Below are 16,134 nucleotides of genomic sequence, written 5' to 3' on the forward strand. Positions count from 1 at the left end.
CTTTCCCCATATAGAGTTCAACCGCGATACCGGAGTAAAGATATGCAAACCCGCAACAAGATCCTGGACGACGTGTCCCAACTGATGACAAACGCCATGGGTGTCGCGCAGGGCGCGCGGGAAGAGGCCGAAAACGCGATGAAGTCGATGATCGACCGCTGGCTTGCCGACCGCGATTTCGTCACCCGCGAAGAATTCGATGCCGTCCGCGCCATGGCCCAGAAAGCGCGCGAAGAAAACGCCGCACTCGAAGCCCGCATTGCCGCGCTTGAGGCAAAACAGGACAAGTGACGCCCCGGGCGTTCCCTGTTTTCACAATTTTGGACAAACTCTGTCGCCGCGCAATCCAGCCGGGATTGTGCAGTGCCGTGCATTCTGAAGCATCGCGGGATTAAATCAAGACAAAGCTGACCCGACATCCAATATTTTGATCCCCGTTGCCTTCTGTCCACAACTTATTGCTGTTATCCCCAACAAATAGGGTTGCCAGAACCAACGCCACATCGCACCATATTTAGTACAGGCCTATGGGGGAAGCCCGGTTTGTAGAGCAGGCAACTAGCGCTGGGGCGCTGCCAGCCCCGAAATGCTAGAGATTAGTGAGGTGGCATTATGGCCCTTTCCGAGCAGTATCTCGAAGAAGACATTCATCCGATCGACATTGTTGAACATCTGGCCGAACATCACGACTGGGATTTTGACCGCATTGGGGACGATCAGATCGCCATGGCCGTCGAAGGCCAGTGGCGGACGTATTCGATCACACTCGCCTGGTCCAACTATGACGAAACGCTGCGGATGGTGTGCTCGTTCGAAATGGAACCGCCGGCCGAGCGGGAAATGCAGCTCTATGAGCTGCTCAACAAGATGAATGATCAGTGCTGGGCAGGTGCCTTTACCTATTGGGCGAACCAGAAGCTGATGGTGTACCGGTATGGGCTGGTCCTTGCAGGCGGGCAGACAGCCAGCGCCGAACAGATCGACACGATGATCACCGCCGCCGTCATGAGCGCAGAGCGGTACTATCCGGCGATCCAACTGGTCACCTGGGGCAATCGAGGACCAGAAGAAGCCATGCAAGTGGCCATTGCAGAGGCCTACGGCCGGGCGTAAAGCTTTGCCCCGAACCGATATGTAACGCGGGAGGGGCAAATGGACATGACGCGTGTGGCCGAACAGGGGCTTGTGCTTCTGGGGTGCGGAAAGATGGGGTCCGCAATGCTGGCGGGATGGCTGGAACACGGCCTCCCGCCAGCGTCCGTTTGGGTGATCGATCCACACCCATCCGACTGGTTGAAAGCGCAGGGCGTCAACATCAACACACCCTTGCCCGAAGCCCCCGCCGTGGTGTTGGTCGCGGTCAAGCCGCAGATGATGGGCGAGGCCTTGCCCGCCATTCAGGCGCTGGGCGGTGGCAGCACGCTGTTTGTTTCGGTCGCGGCGGGCACCTCGATTGCCACCTTCGAATCTGTTCTGGGCAGCGATACGCCGATCATTCGTGCCATGCCCAACACCCCCGCCGCCATCCGTCAGGGCATCACCGCGCTGATCGGGAATTCAAACGCATCCCCTGATGATCTGACGCTTGCGGAAAACCTGCTCTCGGCCATTGGCGAAACGGTTCTGTTGACGGATGAGGCGCAGATGGATGCGGTCACCGGCCTCAGCGGATCCGGTCCTGCCTATGTGTTCCATCTGATTGAAACGCTTGCCAAAGCCGGCGAGGCGCAGGGTCTACCGCATGACCTTGCGATGAAACTGGCCAAATCCACGGTGGCCGGGGCCGGAGCGCTGGCCAAGGCCGCAGACGAGGATCCGTCACAACTGCGGATCAACGTAACCTCGCCGAACGGCACGACCCAGGCCGCGCTTGAGGTGCTGATGCATGAAGAACGCGGCTTCCCTGACTTGCTGCACCGTGCCGTCAAGGCCGCAACCGACCGATCCAAGGAGCTGTCACGTGAGTGAGATTTCTTTCGACGACTTTCTCAAGGTCGATATCCGCGTGGGTGAGGTGATCCGCGCCGAACCTTATCCCGAAGCCCGCAAACCCGCGATCAAGATGTGGATCGATTTCGGTGATGAGATCGGTGAACGCAAGACGTCGGCCCAGATCACCGCGCATTATGATCCATCGACTCTGGTGGGCAAACAGGTCATGGCCGTGGTCAATTTCCCCCCTCGCCAGATCGGCAGGTTCATGTCCGAGGTTCTGGTGCTGGGTCTGCCCGATGAAAACGGCGAGATTGTTCTGATCGGCCCCGACGGCCGAGTTCCGACAGGCGGGCGGATGCACTGATGAAATTGCTGATCACGCGCCCGATGACGCCGGCAGTCGAGGCCCGCGCCCGCGCCGCGTTCGACGTAGAGATTCGCAAAGATACGGCGCCCATGTCGCGACAGGAAATGCTGTCGGCTCTGACGGATTTCGACGTGGTCGTGCCCACGCTGGGCGATCAGTTTTCGGCTCGGATTTTTACGGATGCAGGCGCGCCTCGGTGCAAGCTCCTGGCCAATTTCGGCGTCGGCTACAACCACATCGATGTCGAGGCCGCGCGCGCAGCAGGCGTCGAAGTGACCAACACGCCCGGCGCAGTCACCGACGCCACGGCGGATATCGCCATGACCCTGCTGTTGAGCACGGCCCGGCGTGCGGGCGAAGGCGAACGGCTGGTCCGCGCAGGCCAATGGCAGGGTTGGCATCCCACGCAGATGCTGGGCCATCATGTCACGGGCAAACGCGTCGGTATCGTCGGGATGGGCCGTATCGGGCAGGCCGTCGCGCGCCGGTGCCATTTCGGTTTCGAAATGCAGGTGGCCTATCAATCCCGAAGCGCCAAGCAACTGGACTTTCCGGCCGAGTTCACACCTGACCTTGAAACACTCGCCGCGTTGGTCGATTTCCTTGTGCTCGCCGTTCCCGGCGGTGCAGAAACCCGACACCTGATCGATGCGCAGGTTCTTGAGACGATGAAACCTTCGGCCATTCTGGTCAATGTCGCGCGGGGCGAGGTCGTGGACGAAGCGGCCCTGATCGCGGCGCTGCAATCGGGTCAGATTGCCGGGGCCGGGCTGGATGTCTACGAGTTCGAACCCGAAGTACCCCGAGCCCTTTGTGAAATGGAAAACGTCACCCTGCTGCCCCATCTGGGCACGGCCACCGAAGAGGTGCGCAGCAGCATGGGACACATGGCCCTGGATAACGTGGCGGCCTTTGTGGCGGGCGAGGCGTTGCCCAACCCGGTCTAGTCGCCCACCGCCTCGCGCCAGTGTTTGCGGCAAAGCGAAACATAGGTCTCGTTGCCACCGATCTGCACCTGGGCACCTTCGGTGATGGCGTTGCCGTTTTCGTCCTGACGTATCACCATCGTGGCCTTGCGTCCGCATTTGCAAATGGTGCGGACTTCACGCATCTCATCGGCCAGCGCCAGCAGCGCCGCTGATCCCGGAAACAGCTTGCCCTGAAAATCCACCCGCAGCCCGTAGGCCAGCACCGGTACGTCCAGATCGTCGACGGCGCGCGCCAATTGCCAGACCTGCGCTTCGGACAGGAACTGGGCCTCGTCGATGAACACGCAGGTTACGGGACCTTCGTTCAGACGATTTCGGATCATCGCAAAGACGTCGGCGCCGGGCGTGAAGGTATCGGCCTCCTCCGAGATGCCGATGCGCGATGCGATCCGTCCGGCACCCGCCCTTCCGTCAATGGCTGCGGTCATCAGGTAGGTCTGCATCCCGCGCTCGCGATAGTTGTGCGAGGCTTGCAGCAACACGGTCGATTTCCCCGCGTTCATGGTTGAATAGTTGAAGTACAGCTTTGCCATGACGCGGGTCTAAAACGCTTGGGGAAAAGGAACAAGATATCAATCGTTTTGATGGAGCGACGTCGCCGTTGCGTTCGCAGAGGCCGAGCTACGCTCTAGGGGATGGAACCCCCACATCTGCAACAGCGACGCCGTCGGCCAACATGTGGCCAAAACGCAGCAAGGTTTAACAATATCACCCTGCAATCACTCATTACCGGCTTGAACTGCCGCCACTCACTCACAAAATCCCCCGCATATCTGAGGGATAGCCAATGTATGACATTTCAATTAAGACTCGGTTATGGGAAATTTCCCCACGCTTTCCCCCGTCTGGACATCGGGCAGGCGTTTGCAGGTAACAAAGGTAAAACAATGGCAGATATCGGGGCCTATCTGAAAAAACACACAGAAGCGCTGGTCAAGGACGTCGGAATCGAGGCCGCGTGCGAGATTACCGGGAAATCCAAGGCCACTTTGGGCCGGTATTATTCCGACAATGCCGAACACGCAGACAGGTTCATGCCCGTGGATGCGGTGGCCCGCCTTGAAAACGCGGCGACTTACCCGCATGTGACGTCGGCCCTGGCGGATTTGAAAAACATCACGTTGTCCTACAGCGACCGCAACACAGCCACACCCCGCACCGGTGGCGTCAATTCGGATGTCATAGCGCTCAGCCAGCGGTTTGCGATGTTGATGACCGAGTATCAGGCTGCAATCGAAGACGGAATCATCACGGTCAACGAAGCCAAGCGGCTGCTGAAAGAAACCAGCTTGCTGCAACAGGTTCTGATCGAGATGAAGCTGCATCTGGAAGAAGAAAGCGTCAGCTAGCCGGGATCCGGGAGCCGTTGCGCCCATGACTGGCCACATTCCGCCTGTGCAGCCCAACCGGTTTCATGCGCGAGAAGGCAGAAACGCTGACTGTGTTTTTTGCCTCAATTCAGTCACGTCTGTCCTGTAAGGTCCGTCGCGGGCAAGAGCGTCAAGGGCAGAGGACCATGCAGAATTCGCAGGGAACATACAGTCTTTTCGCAGACCGTGTGGTTCTGCGATTTTTTGTATGCGCCTATGCGGCCCTTCTGGTTCTTATGGCCCTGAGTGGTCATCAGGAAGGCTCTGATGACGTAATGCGCTGGGTGGTCGTGCAGGATCTGTTGCAGGGGCAGGGCTGGTTCGACAGCCATCAGTATCGGCTGGGCCCCGAGGGCGGTACGTTGATGCATTGGTCCCGACTGATCGACGCGCCGATTGCCTTGCTCTACGGAACATTCGGGTTGGTTTTGCCGCCCGATATGGCCCTTCAGGTGACGGCTTTCGTCTGGCCCTCACTGTTGGCGGGTCTGACCTTGTGGGCCTTTGCGGTGACGGGCAGCGTTTTGGGCGCGCGGGAAGGTGCTGTTTCGGCGCTGGTTGTGGGTGTGTTGGCGCTCGAACACTCGCGGAAGTTCGACTATTTTTCGTTTGATCACCACAATGCTCAGATTCTTCTGTTCGCCACGGCCCTGATGTTGTTCGCATTGCGCAGGGACAAACCATATGCCGGATGGTTGTTGGGTGCCTGCCTGGCGCTTTCGGTATCGATAGGCACCGAATCGATATTGCAGATCGCACTCGTCGCCGTGTTTTTTGCCATTGACTGGATCGTCAACGGCGACCCGGCCCGTCGCCCGACCATGGCGTTTGGCGTCGGGTTGGTCCTGACGCTTGTACTGACCAGCCTCGCAACAACCGGACACCAGGCCTTTCTGTTTCCAAGCTGTGACGCCCTGACACTCAGTGTGGCGTTGCCGGCGAGCGTTGCCGCGGTGGGTCTTTGCATTGCGGCCTGGATCGGGTCTGGCTGGTCGCTTTGGGGCCGCATCGGCGCATGTGTTGCGGTCGGAGTGGTGACATTGGCCTGCGCTTACGGTTTCGCCCCGCATTGTCTCAGCAACCCGATCGAAGCCCTGCCTCAGGACATGCGCGACTACTGGCTGAGCCAGGTGGCGGAAGCCCAGAAGATCAACGTCATTCTGCAACTGCACCGGGGCGAAGCGCTGGCCCTGATCGCAATGTCGATCCTGTGCATGGCAGCCGCCCTGATTTTTGCAGTCAGATCCCCGTTCAAACTGGAATACGCCCTGTTTCTGGCCCTGATCGTGACCGGCCTGGTGGTGTTCCTCTATCAGTCCAGAATGATGACATTCCTGGGTGTTTCGCTGGTGGCCGTCCAGGCGCAGATCCTGCGTGTCCTTTACACCCGCTATGCGAGCAGTCGCAGCGCGTTGTCAGGGCTTGCGATGGTTGCTTTCATCCTCTGCATCTCGCCGAAAACCGGGGCCAGCATCGATGAGCAACTGGGGCGCTTTGCCGGGCCGTCTCTTGCCGCATCCGCGATGCCGGCCCGACAGTCACAGCAAAACTCGGGCGCATCCTGCAAAACGCCCCAAGCCTATGCGGCCCTGCGTGATCTTCCAGCCGGAAGAGTTCTTGTTGATTTCGACTTTGCCGCAAACGTTCTGCGCCATACCGACCATTCCGTTCTGGCGGGCAATTACCATCGGAATCAGGCTGGAATTCTGGCGCAGATCGAACTGTTCCGCTCGGACGCCTCTCAGATCGGATCACGTCTGACCGAGCTGGACGTGGATTACGTCATGCTCTGCACGTCCGCGCCGCGTGCCGAATTCTGGTCCTGGGCCTCACAGGGTCGTGGTTTACAATCGCACTTGGTTGCAGGTGAAATCCCTGGCTACCTCACGCGGGTACAAACTACGGAAGATGCGGCGTTCCAGGTCTTCAAAGTGACTGCGGCACGCTAGGCCGGACAGAACCGGCCATCAGGCGTGGCGTTTCACGATCACCGACCCAACGGAATACCCGGCGCCGAAGGAACAGATCAGGCCAAGATCCCCTGCCTGCAAGTCGTCGGAATACTTCGAAAACGCGATGATCGACCCCGCAGATGACGTGTTGGCATAATCCTGAAGGATGTTTGGTTGCTCGCCCGGTTCGGGTTCGCGGCCCAGAACCTTCTTGCCGATGAAGTCATTCATCGTCTTGTTGGCCTGATGCAGCCACAGGCGTTTCAGATCAGAGTTTCTGACCCCTTCGGCATTCATGTGGTCGCTGATATGTTTGCTGACCATCGGCAGTACCTCTTTGAATACTTTCCGACCGTTCTGCATGAACTGCATGTCACGCCGGTCGGTCAGCCCGTCAGGGCGCGAGCGGCGCAGAAAGCCGTTGTTGTTGCGAATATTGTTGGAAAACGCCGTGGCGCAGCGCGTCGACAGGATTTCGAAATGCGGGCCTTTGGCGTCTTCGATCCGTTCGATCAGCGTCGCTGTCGCAACATCGCCAAAGATGAAATGACAATCGCGGTCGCGCCACTCCAGATGGCCCGAGCAGATTTCGGGGTTCACCACCAACGCCGCCCGCACCGATCCTGACCGCACCATATCCGCCGCAGCCTGAATGCCGAACGTGGCCGACGAACAGGCGACGTTCATGTCAAAGCCGAACCCGTCGATCCCCAGTTCCTGCTGAATTTCGATCGCAATCGCCGGATAGGCGCGCTCGTGGTTCGAGGCCGCGCAGATCACCAGATCAACATCTGCCGCCGTGCGCCCCGCCTGTGCCAGCGCCTTGTTGCAGGCGTCCACCGCCATTTCGGTCATGATGCCGGGTTCATCATCGCTGCGCTGCCGCAGCATTGGATGCATCACGTCCGGGTCCAGCACGCCGCTCTTGTCCATCACGTAACGGTTCTCGATCCCCGATGCCTTGACGATGAACTCCTCGGATGAATGCTGCATCGGCTCCATCTGTCCGGCGGCGATGGCTTCGGCATTCTTGGCGTTCTGCTTGTCGGCATAAGCGTTGAATGCCTCGACAAGCTCGGCATTGGTGATGACGTTCTGAGGCGTGAAGACACCGGTACCGGTGATGGCGGGGGTATACATGGCGAGCCCTGAATGTTTCGGATTTGCCCAAAATGCAGTCACGGTGTGATTTGATCAAGGTATGTTGACCTAAGGGAATGCGCGCAACGCGGCAGTTTCATATCTTGAATAGTTCAGAAACTGAAGTATATGACGCCCCAACGCGCGCGGAGATCCCCCATGCCCGACGATATCAGTACCAGACTTGGCCGCCTCAGCCCCGAGATTCAGGCGATCATGGGGGTGTATGCCCTGTACTGGAAACTGGAAGAGACGTTTGACTGCATTGAGACCGACCTGAGCCACCCTGAATGCCACATGCTGATCAAGCTGGATCAGCCGAAACGCATGGGGGTCCTGGCTGCGGATATGCTGAGCGTGCCGTCCACAATCACCGCCACCGCGGATTCGCTGGAAAAAGCAGGCTATCTGACGCGCGAGCGTGACCCAGAAGACCGCCGCGCCTGGTTGCTGGTGCTGACCGAGCAGGGTGAAGAAGCCCGCAACATGCTGGTGGCCGAGGCCGGGGATCTGTTTCACAGGGCCTCGGGCCTGAACGACGAAGAAACAGCCGAATTCGCGCGACTGGCGCGCAAAATCCGTGACAACGTTTTGAAAACGGGAATTCCCGAGGGACTGAAGAAATGAAACTCCTGAGCTCTCTGGGCCTTGCACTGGCCGTTCTGGCAACTCCGATTGCCGCTCAAGATACTCCGAAACCGGTCAAGCTGATGCAGGTGCGCGAAACGGCGCCCGGCTTCACCCGCCAGTTTTTCGGCCGTGTTGCGGCACGGCAGACGGTCGATCTTGCCTTTCAGGTCGCCGGTCAGATCGTCGAGATGCCGGTCAACGAAGGGTTTGTCATCCCCAAAGGCGGCCTGATCGCGCGACTGGATCAGGAGCCATTCGAACTGCGGCTTGAGCGGGCGCAGCTGCAAAAGGAACAGGCCGACCGAACCGTCGCGCGCCTGTCGCGTTTGCGTGGCACCACGGCCAGCCAGGTGGCGGTCGATGACGCAGAGACCGAAGCGCAACTGGCCGCGATCGCTCTGCGCGACGCGGAATACGAACTGGAACACGCAACACTGACCGCACCATTTGACGCGCTGGTTTCCAGCCGCGCGGTCGAAGCTTTCACCACCGTATCGGCAGGCACGCCCATCGTCCGCATTCACGACATGTCCGAATTGCGCATCGAGGTCGACGTTCCCGAGATCCTGTTCCAACGCTCGGGCCAGAACGATGACATCACCATCACTGCCAAGTTCCCGGTAAGTGATGAAGTCTTCCCGTTGGAGATTCGTGAATTCGACGCTGAAACCTCCAGCGTCGGGCAGACCTTCCGCATCCAGTTCGGCCTGACCCCGCCCGAGGGGTTGCAAATTCTTCCCGGCTCGTCCGTCACCGTCAACGTAAAGGTTCAGGATGAACGCACAGGCATCGTTGTGCCAGCGACGGCCGTTGTTGCTGATGCATCAGGCGAGCTGAGCGTCATGGTGTTCTCGCCGGTTGGTGCGGATGAAGGCACGGTCCGCCGCGTTCCGGTGACGATTGAGCCCACGCAGACGGGCGATGTTCGGGTGTTGACGGGCTTGTCCGACGGTGACGAAGTTGTTGTGGCTGGCGGCGCCGTGCTGACAGACGGTCAGCCCGTGCGCCGGTTCACCGGCTTCGCGAACTGAGGGGCTGACAGATGAACATCGCGCGCGCCTCGATTGATCGACCGCTTTACACATGGCTGATCATCCTTATCGCTCTGTTTGGGGGCATCTGGGGGTTCACGTCGCTTGGTCGCTTGGAAGACCCGGCTTTCACCATCAAGAACGCGGTCATCGCCACGCAGTATCCCGGTGCCACGGCGGAACAGGTGGCGCTGGAAGTGTCCGAGCCCCTTGAATCCGCGATCCAGCAGATGGGCGAGGTGGATGTCATCACCTCGGTCAACCAACCCGGACAATCCTTGATCGAAGTAGAGATCAAGTCGACCTACGACGGCACCGAACTGCCCGATATCTGGACCCGCCTGCGGGCCAAGGTGCGCGATGCCGCCCGGGGGCTTCCGTCGGGTGTCAGCCAACCTTACGTGAATGACGGGTTCGGTGATGTGTTCGGCCTGTTCTATGCGGTGACCGCCGAAGGGTTCTCGGACGCCGAAAAGCATGAACTGGCAACGTTTTTGCGTCGGGAACTGCTGACCGTGGACGGCGTTGCCGATGTCGAGGTTCAGGGCCTGCCGGACGAGGCGATTTTTGTCGAACCCGACCTGGCGATATCGGTGAACCAGAACGTCCCGCTGCAAGCGATCAACGAAGCCATAGCCAATGCGAATTCGGTGAATTCCTCGGGGTCTTTGCGGTCTGAAGATACCCGCACCACCATTCTGACGGCCGAGGGTTCGGACAGTGTCTCGGCCATTGCGGGCCTGTCTGTCGGCTCGCAAGGGCAGGTGATCAACCTGTTCGACATGTCCGACGTCTATCGCGCGCGTCAGAACGATCCGGACATCATGATCCGCTTTAACGGGACCGAAGCCTTTACCCTCGGCATCGCCGGTCTGGCGACGGAAAACATCGTCGAGGTCGGCAAACGGGCTGACGCCAAGTTCGCCGAGCTGGATGCGAACATCCCCTTCGGTGTCGATATTCTGCCGATCTATCAGCAGCATGTGGTGGTCGAGCAGGCCTCGAACGACTTCCTTGTCAATCTGGCCATGTCAGTGGCCATCGTGGTCGCCGTGCTGGGTATCTTCATGGGGTGGCGCGCGGCCATCGTCGTTGGTTCGACCCTGTTGCTGACCGTGGTCGGCACGCTTCTGTTCATGGCGCTGTTCTCGATCGAGATGGAACGGATTTCCCTGGGTGCGCTGATCATTGCCATGGGTATGCTTGTGGACAATGCCATCGTGGTGGCCGAAGGGATGCAGATCGCGATGCTGCGCGGAAAACCTTCGCGCGAAGCGGCTGAAGATGTGGCTTCAAAAACCCAGATCCCCCTGCTTGGGGCCACCGTGATCGGCATCATGGCCTTTGCCGGGATCGGGCTCAGCCCGGATGCGACGGGCGAGTTTCTGTTTTCTCTGTTTGCGGTGATCGGCATTTCGCTGCTGCTCAGCTGGATATTGGCCATCACGGTCACGCCCTTGCTTGGGCATTACTTCTTCAAGCAGGGCAAGGAAGGTGAGATCGACGCCTACGGGGGCATCCTGTTCCGCGCATATGGCGCGATCCTGCGCTTTGCGCTGCGCTTCCGGTGGCTGGTTGTTGCGGGTCTCATCGGCGTAACCGCAGCGTGTTATGCCGGGTTCGGGCTGATGAAACAGCAGTTCTTCCCCAATTCGAACACGCCTTTGTTCTTTGTGCATTACAAGCTGCCTCAGGGCACGCCGATTGCCCGCACGGCACAGGATATGGCGGTGTTCGAAGATTGGCTGACCCAACGCGATGACGTGGTTTCAGTCACGACCTTCGTCGGTCAGGGGGCAACCCGGTTCATGCTGACCTATTCGGCGGAAAAACCGAACCCGAGCTATGGTCACATGATCATCCGCACGGAAAACCTGGAGGATATCCCGGCCTTGCAGGCGGATCTGGAAGCGTTCGGGTCCGTCCAGTTCCCCGAAGGAGAGTTCGGAACCAAGCGTCTGGTCTTTGGCCCCGGCGGCGGCGATCCGATCCAGGCCCGGTTCTCGGGCAGCGATCCGGTTGTTCTGCGCCAGCTTGCGGACCAGGCCGTGCAGCGCATGTCGGCGGCGTCACCCAACGCGCTGCTTGTCCATCATGACTGGCGCGAACAGGAACTGGCGGTGCAACCGATCTATGCCACGGAACGGGCGCAGACCGCGGGTGTCACGCGCGAGGATATTGCGGCCACGCTGCAATTTTCGACCGACGGCATCACCGGCGGCGTGTTCCGCGAACGGGATCGTTTGATTCCGATCATCCTGCGCCGACCGGCTGATGGAGATTACTCGATTGTCGATCAGGTGGTGTACTCGGATCAGTCCGGGAAATTTGTACCAATCGAACAGATGGTCGATGGATTCGAGTACAAATCCCTCAATACGCTGGTTCACCGTCGCGACCGTGTTCTGACCATCACCGTCGGCGCGGACATCCCGCCCGATCTGACGGCTGCACAGGTGCATGCCGAAGTGCGGGACGCCATCGAGGCAATCGAACTGCCACCGGGCTACAAGATGGAGTGGGGTGGCGAGTTCGAAAACTCGCGCGACGCGCAGGAAAGTCTGGGCAAGCAACTGCCGCTGAGCCTGCTGATCATGGTGCTGATCTCGGTTCTGCTGTTCAACGCGATCCGTCAGCCGATCATCATCTGGCTGCTGGTTCCGATGTCGGTCAACGGCGTGGTCATCGGCCTGCTGGGAACAGGTTTGCCCTTCACCTTTACGGCCCTTCTGGGTCTGCTCAGCCTGTCGGGCATGCTGATCAAGAACGGTATTGTTCTGGTCGAAGAGATTGACCTTGTTCGCGCCACGGGCAAACCCCTGCGCGAGTCCATCGTCGAAGCCTCCGTCTCACGTTTGCGTCCTGTTATGCTGGCGGCCATCACGACCATTCTGGGTATGGCGCCTTTGCTGACGGACGCGTTCTTCGTCTCGATGGCGGTGACGATCATGGGCGGGCTGGCTTTTGCGACCGTTCTGACCATGGTCGCCGCGCCGGTGTTCTACCTGCTCTTCTTTGCAGGCGATGAAAAACGCGAGGCACAGGCAGTCTGAAAACGGTCTGTGACCGGGTCCGGGCTTGATCGGACGGACCCGGTTGGATCAGATCAATGGGACAAACGGAACGTCACAGGCAGCCAGTGCGGTGAAGATTGCGAGAACCAGAAATGTGCGCATTGTTTCATTCTCCTTATGCCTGAACGAAATGCGCGCCCGTTGAGTTCAGGTCAACGGGCGCGCATCTTTTCGTTCATTGATGAGCCAATTGTGGCTCAGGCGGGTTATCCCTGTAGCGACTTCACCTCGACATCCTCTTCGGCCTGCGCCTTGATCGCCATCGCGGCAGCGTGGCTTGCAGCGGCGGTGGTGTAGTATGGGATCTTGTCATAAAGCGCGATGGACCGGATGGCCTTGCTGTCCTCGACCGCCTGCGCGCCTTCGGTGGTGTTCATCAAAAGCTGCACCTGACCGTCTTTCAGCATGTCGACCACGTCCGGGCGGCCCTCATAGACCTTGTTGACCACGTCGCAGGGCACACCCTGTTCCGCCAGCCAGCTTTGCGTGCCGCGGGTGGCGACCAGCGTGAAGCCTTGTTCGACCAGAACCTGTGCGGCCTCGAGCATCGCCGCGCCCTTGTCGGCATCCTTGATCGAAATGAAGGCCCGGCCCGAGGTCGGCAGGACCATGCCCGCGCCCATCTGCGCCTTGAGGAAAGCGCGCGGGAAATCGCGGTCCCAGCCCATGACCTCGCCGGTCGAGCGCATTTCCGGACCCAGGATGGTATCGACGCCCGGGAAACGGGCGAAGGGCAGAACCGCCTCTTTCACCGAGAACCATGGCATATCAGGGTCGGCCAGCGTCATCTGATCGGCGATCTTGGTGTCGTCCACGGTCTTGTATGGCGGGCGCTGCGGAAAACTTGCCAGCTTTTCGCCCGCCATGACGCGCGCGGCGATGGACGCAATCGCGCTGTCGGTGGCCTTTGCCACGAACGGCACGGTGCGCGAGGCGCGCGGGTTCACCTCGATCAGGTAGATCTCGTCATCCTTGATCGCGAACTGGACATTCATCAGGCCGACAACGTTCAATGCCTTGGCCAGCTTGAACGTCTGATCCTTGATCTGCGCGATGATCTCTTTCGACAGCGAATAGGGCGGCAGCGAACAGGCCGAGTCGCCCGAATGCACGCCGGCCTCTTCGATATGCTGCATGATACCGGCCACATGCACGTCGGTGCCATCGCACAGCGCGTCCACGTCCAGCTCGACCGCGCCGGCCAGATAGCTGTCCAGCAGAACGGGGCTGTCGCCCGAGACCACCACGGCTTCGTTGATGTAGCGTCGCAACTGATCCATATCGCGCACGATCTCCATCGCGCGGCCACCCAGAACGTAGGAGGGGCGGATCACCAGCGGGAAGCCGATTTCCTCGGCGATTTCCAACGCCTGCGCGTCGGTCGAGGCGATGCCGTTCTTGGGCTGTTTCAGCCCCAGCTCGTTGACCAGCGCCTGAAAACGTTCGCGGTCTTCGGCCAGGTCGATCGCGTCGGGCGTGGTGCCCAGGATCGGGATGCCCTCGGCCTCGAGCGCGTTGGCCAGTTTCAGCGGGGTCTGTCCACCGAACTGAACGATCACACCGTGAAGCGTGCCGTTTTCCTGTTCCTTCGTCAGGATTTCCATGACGTGTTCAAAGGTCAGCGGTTCGAAATACAAGCGATCCGAGGTGTCATAATCGGTCGAAACCGTCTCGGGGTTGCAGTTGATCATGATGGTTTCATACCCCGCTTCGGTCAGAGCGAAGCAGGCGTGGCAGCAGCAATAGTCGAACTCGATGCCCTGACCGATGCGGTTTGGGCCGCCGCCAAGAATGACGACCTTTTTGCGGTCGCTCGGGCGCGCCTCGCATTCGACCTCGCCCATCATGGGCGCTTCGTAGGTTGAATACATGTAAGGCGTCTGCGCCTCGAACTCGGCCGCGCAGGTGTCGATGCGTTTGAACACCGCTGAAACGCCCAGATTGCGGCGCGCACGGCGAACGTTGTCTTCGTCACGGCCCGTCAGCTTGCCCAGACGCGCGTCCGTAAAGCCGAGCATTTTCAGCTTGCGGATACCGTCCTCGGTGACGGGCAGGCCGTCTTTGCGTACCTGACGTTCGGCCTCGATGATCTCGCGGATGCGGGCCAGGAACCACGGGTCGAACTTGGTGACACCGAATATCTCGTCATCGGTCAGGCCATGGCGCATCGCCTGCGCAATGGTGCGCAGACGGTCCGGTGTCTGCTGGCTGATCGCCTTGATCACGGCGGCCTTGTCATCGGCTTCGTCCCACAGGCCCACGTTCAGGCCGGGGATTTCGACCTCATCAAAGCCGGTCAGGCCCGATTCCATCGACGCCAGCGCCTTTTGCATCGATTCGTGGATCGTGCGGCCGATCGACATCGCCTCGCCCACCGACTTCATCGCGGTGGTCAGGTAGGGTTCTGAACCGGGGAATTTCTCGAACGCGAATTTCGGAATCTTGGTGACGACATAATCGATGGTCGGCTCGAAGGATGCAGGCGTGACCTTGGTGATATCGTTGTCCAGCTCGTCCAGCGTGTAACCAACGGCCAGCTTGGCTGCGATCTTGGCAATCGGGAAACCGGTCGCTTTCGATGCCAATGCAGAAGACCGGGACACGCGCGGGTTCATCTCGATCACGACCATCCGGCCATCATCGGGGTTGATCGCCCATTGCACGTTCGAACCACCGGTTTCGACGCCGATCTCGCGCAGAACGGCAATCGATCCGTTGCGCATGATCTGGTATTCCTTGTCGGTCAGCGTCAGGGCAGGGGCCACGGTGATCGAGTCACCTGTGTGCACGCCCATCGGATCGACGTTTTCGATGGAACAGACGATGATGGCGTTGTCAGCGGTGTCGCGGACCACCTCCATCTCGTATTCCTTCCAGCCCAGCAGGCTTTCATCGACAAGGATCTGATTGACCGGCGAGGCATCCATGCCCGAGCGGCAGAAATGGATGTAATCCTCGCGGTTATAGGCCACACCACCGCCGGTCCCGCCCAGCGTAAAGGCGGGGCGGATGATGGCGGGCAGGCCGATTTCTTCCAGCTCATCAAGCGCCATCTGCACACCGGCATCCAGATCGGTGGTTCCGTCCTCGCGCTTGGGTGCGGTTACGATGGTCGCTTTCGGGTTTTCCAGCCCCAGCCGATCCATCGCCTCGCGGAACAGCTTGCGGTCCTCGGCCATTTCTATGGCCTCGCGCTTGGCGCCGATCATCTCGACGCCGAATTTCTCCAGCACGCCCATCTCTTCCAGTGCCAGCGAGGTGTTCAGGCCGGTCTGCCCGCCCATGGTCGGCAACAGGGCGTCGGGGCGTTCTTTTTCGATGATCTTGGCGACAACCTCGGGTGTGATCGGCTCGATATAGGTGGCGTCGGCCAGGCCGGGGTCGGTCATGATCGTCGCCGGGTTCGAGTTCACCAGAATAACCCGGTAACCTTCCTCGCGCAGGGCCTTGCAAGCCTGGGCGCCGGAATAGTCGAATTCGCAGGCCTGACCGATAACAATGGGGCCCGCCCCAATGATCATGATCGACTGGATGTCGGTTCTTCTCGGCATGGCCTTGTTCCTTCGATTGTCCGCGAGGCATTTCAGCGAGTCGGGGCACCGCCCCAGCGCCCAAATTGTCCTGCGTTATAGGGACCGCGCGAAAA

At 59.9% G+C, this 16,134-nt stretch carries 13 protein-coding genes; 10 read left to right on the forward strand and 3 right to left on the reverse strand.

Annotated elements, in window-relative coordinates; all coding sequences use genetic code 11:
* The first annotated feature begins 42 nt into the window (after positions 1–42).
* From AC2FFD_RS01160 to AC2FFD_RS01180, 5 genes are all read left to right on the forward strand, one after another.
* Positions 43–291 (forward strand): accessory factor UbiK family protein, encoded by a 249-nt coding sequence (locus AC2FFD_RS01160; protein ID WP_117867904.1) that lies wholly within the window; start codon positions 43–45, stop codon positions 289–291.
* A gap of 321 nt (positions 292–612) precedes the next feature.
* On the forward strand, positions 613–1,113 hold the full coding sequence (locus AC2FFD_RS01165; protein ID WP_117867906.1) for a type III secretion system chaperone family protein: 501 nt from the start codon (positions 613–615) through the stop codon (positions 1,111–1,113).
* A gap of 39 nt (positions 1,114–1,152) precedes the next feature.
* Positions 1,153–1,968 (forward strand): pyrroline-5-carboxylate reductase, encoded by an 816-nt coding sequence (gene proC, locus AC2FFD_RS01170; RefSeq protein ID WP_170346072.1) that lies wholly within the window; start codon positions 1,153–1,155, stop codon positions 1,966–1,968.
* A complete protein-coding gene (locus AC2FFD_RS01175; RefSeq protein WP_117867910.1) occupies positions 1,961–2,299 on the forward strand; it encodes a tRNA-binding protein in 339 nt (112 codons plus the stop codon). Before proC ends, AC2FFD_RS01175 begins: the two co-directional genes overlap by 8 nt.
* Positions 2,299–3,249, forward strand: a complete 951-nt coding sequence (locus AC2FFD_RS01180; RefSeq protein ID WP_496871503.1) for a 2-hydroxyacid dehydrogenase — start codon at positions 2,299–2,301, stop codon at positions 3,247–3,249. Before AC2FFD_RS01175 ends, AC2FFD_RS01180 begins: the two co-directional genes overlap by 1 nt.
* Here the strand turns inward: AC2FFD_RS01180 and AC2FFD_RS01185 are convergent.
* Positions 3,246–3,824: a thymidine kinase gene (locus tag AC2FFD_RS01185; RefSeq protein WP_496871504.1), complete on the reverse strand. Its 579-nt coding sequence runs from the start codon at positions 3,822–3,824 to the stop codon at positions 3,246–3,248. The genes AC2FFD_RS01180 and AC2FFD_RS01185 overlap by 4 nt on opposite strands.
* Positions 3,825–4,178: 354 nt before the next feature.
* On the opposite strand from AC2FFD_RS01185, the gene AC2FFD_RS01190 reads away from it, so the two are divergent.
* Both AC2FFD_RS01190 and AC2FFD_RS01195 read left to right on the forward strand, forming a co-directional pair.
* Complete coding sequence (locus AC2FFD_RS01190) at positions 4,179–4,640, forward strand: hypothetical protein (protein WP_425078825.1); 462 nt, start codon at positions 4,179–4,181, stop codon at positions 4,638–4,640.
* Between the two features lie 167 nt (positions 4,641–4,807).
* Positions 4,808–6,610, forward strand: a complete 1,803-nt coding sequence (locus tag AC2FFD_RS01195) for a hypothetical protein (protein ID WP_496871505.1) — start codon at positions 4,808–4,810, stop codon at positions 6,608–6,610.
* Between the two features lie 18 nt (positions 6,611–6,628).
* On the opposite strand, the gene AC2FFD_RS01200 is transcribed toward AC2FFD_RS01195, so the two are convergent.
* The gene (locus tag AC2FFD_RS01200) at positions 6,629–7,753 is read right to left on the reverse strand and encodes a beta-ketoacyl-ACP synthase III (RefSeq protein ID WP_496871507.1); all 1,125 of its coding nucleotides are present in this window, start codon (positions 7,751–7,753) and stop codon (positions 6,629–6,631) included.
* A 159-nt stretch (positions 7,754–7,912) separates the two neighbouring features.
* On the opposite strand from AC2FFD_RS01200, the gene AC2FFD_RS01205 reads away from it, so the two are divergent.
* The 3 genes from AC2FFD_RS01205 to AC2FFD_RS01215 are packed head-to-tail and all read left to right on the forward strand — an operon-like array spanning position 7,913 to position 12,467.
* Positions 7,913–8,380, forward strand: coding sequence for a MarR family winged helix-turn-helix transcriptional regulator (locus AC2FFD_RS01205; RefSeq protein WP_170346078.1), 468 nt, complete (start codon positions 7,913–7,915; stop codon positions 8,378–8,380).
* Positions 8,377–9,414, forward strand: a complete 1,038-nt coding sequence (locus tag AC2FFD_RS01210) for an efflux RND transporter periplasmic adaptor subunit (RefSeq protein WP_257599267.1) — start codon at positions 8,377–8,379, stop codon at positions 9,412–9,414. The genes AC2FFD_RS01205 and AC2FFD_RS01210 overlap by 4 nt, the downstream gene beginning before the upstream one ends.
* 11 nt (positions 9,415–9,425) lie before the next feature.
* Positions 9,426–12,467 (forward strand): efflux RND transporter permease subunit, encoded by a 3,042-nt coding sequence (locus AC2FFD_RS01215; protein ID WP_496871510.1) that lies wholly within the window; start codon positions 9,426–9,428, stop codon positions 12,465–12,467.
* A gap of 227 nt (positions 12,468–12,694) precedes the next feature.
* Here AC2FFD_RS01215 and carB read toward each other — a convergent pair whose 3' ends face one another.
* Complete coding sequence (carB, locus tag AC2FFD_RS01220; protein WP_496871511.1) at positions 12,695–16,039, reverse strand: carbamoyl-phosphate synthase large subunit; 3,345 nt, start codon at positions 16,037–16,039, stop codon at positions 12,695–12,697.
* Positions 16,040–16,134: the final 95 nt, after the last annotated feature.

It is taken from the genome of Ruegeria sp. YTSC002 (assembly GCF_059609845.1).

Bases quoted from the DNA above. Each gene is read 5' to 3' on its own strand.
- AC2FFD_RS01190 (WP_425078825.1), top strand. From the start codon at position 4,179: ATGGCAGATATCGGGGCCTATCTGAAAAAACACACAGAAGCGCTGGTC.
- proC (WP_170346072.1), top strand. From the start codon at position 1,153: ATGGACATGACGCGTGTGGCCGAACAGGGGCTTGTGCTTCTGGGGTGC.
- carB (WP_496871511.1), bottom strand. From the start codon at position 16,039: ATGCCGAGAAGAACCGACATCCAGTCGATCATGATCATTGGGGCGGGC.
- AC2FFD_RS01215 (WP_496871510.1), top strand. From the start codon at position 9,426: ATGAACATCGCGCGCGCCTCGATTGATCGACCGCTTTACACATGGCTG.
- AC2FFD_RS01160 (WP_117867904.1), top strand. From the start codon at position 43: ATGCAAACCCGCAACAAGATCCTGGACGACGTGTCCCAACTGATGACA.
- AC2FFD_RS01210 (WP_257599267.1), top strand. From the start codon at position 8,377: ATGAAACTCCTGAGCTCTCTGGGCCTTGCACTGGCCGTTCTGGCAACT.
- AC2FFD_RS01195 (WP_496871505.1), top strand. From the start codon at position 4,808: ATGCAGAATTCGCAGGGAACATACAGTCTTTTCGCAGACCGTGTGGTT.
- AC2FFD_RS01185 (WP_496871504.1), bottom strand. From the start codon at position 3,824: ATGGCAAAGCTGTACTTCAACTATTCAACCATGAACGCGGGGAAATCG.
- AC2FFD_RS01180 (WP_496871503.1), top strand. From the start codon at position 2,299: ATGAAATTGCTGATCACGCGCCCGATGACGCCGGCAGTCGAGGCCCGC.
- AC2FFD_RS01200 (WP_496871507.1), bottom strand. From the start codon at position 7,753: ATGTATACCCCCGCCATCACCGGTACCGGTGTCTTCACGCCTCAGAAC.
- AC2FFD_RS01205 (WP_170346078.1), top strand. From the start codon at position 7,913: ATGCCCGACGATATCAGTACCAGACTTGGCCGCCTCAGCCCCGAGATT.
- AC2FFD_RS01165 (WP_117867906.1), top strand. From the start codon at position 613: ATGGCCCTTTCCGAGCAGTATCTCGAAGAAGACATTCATCCGATCGAC.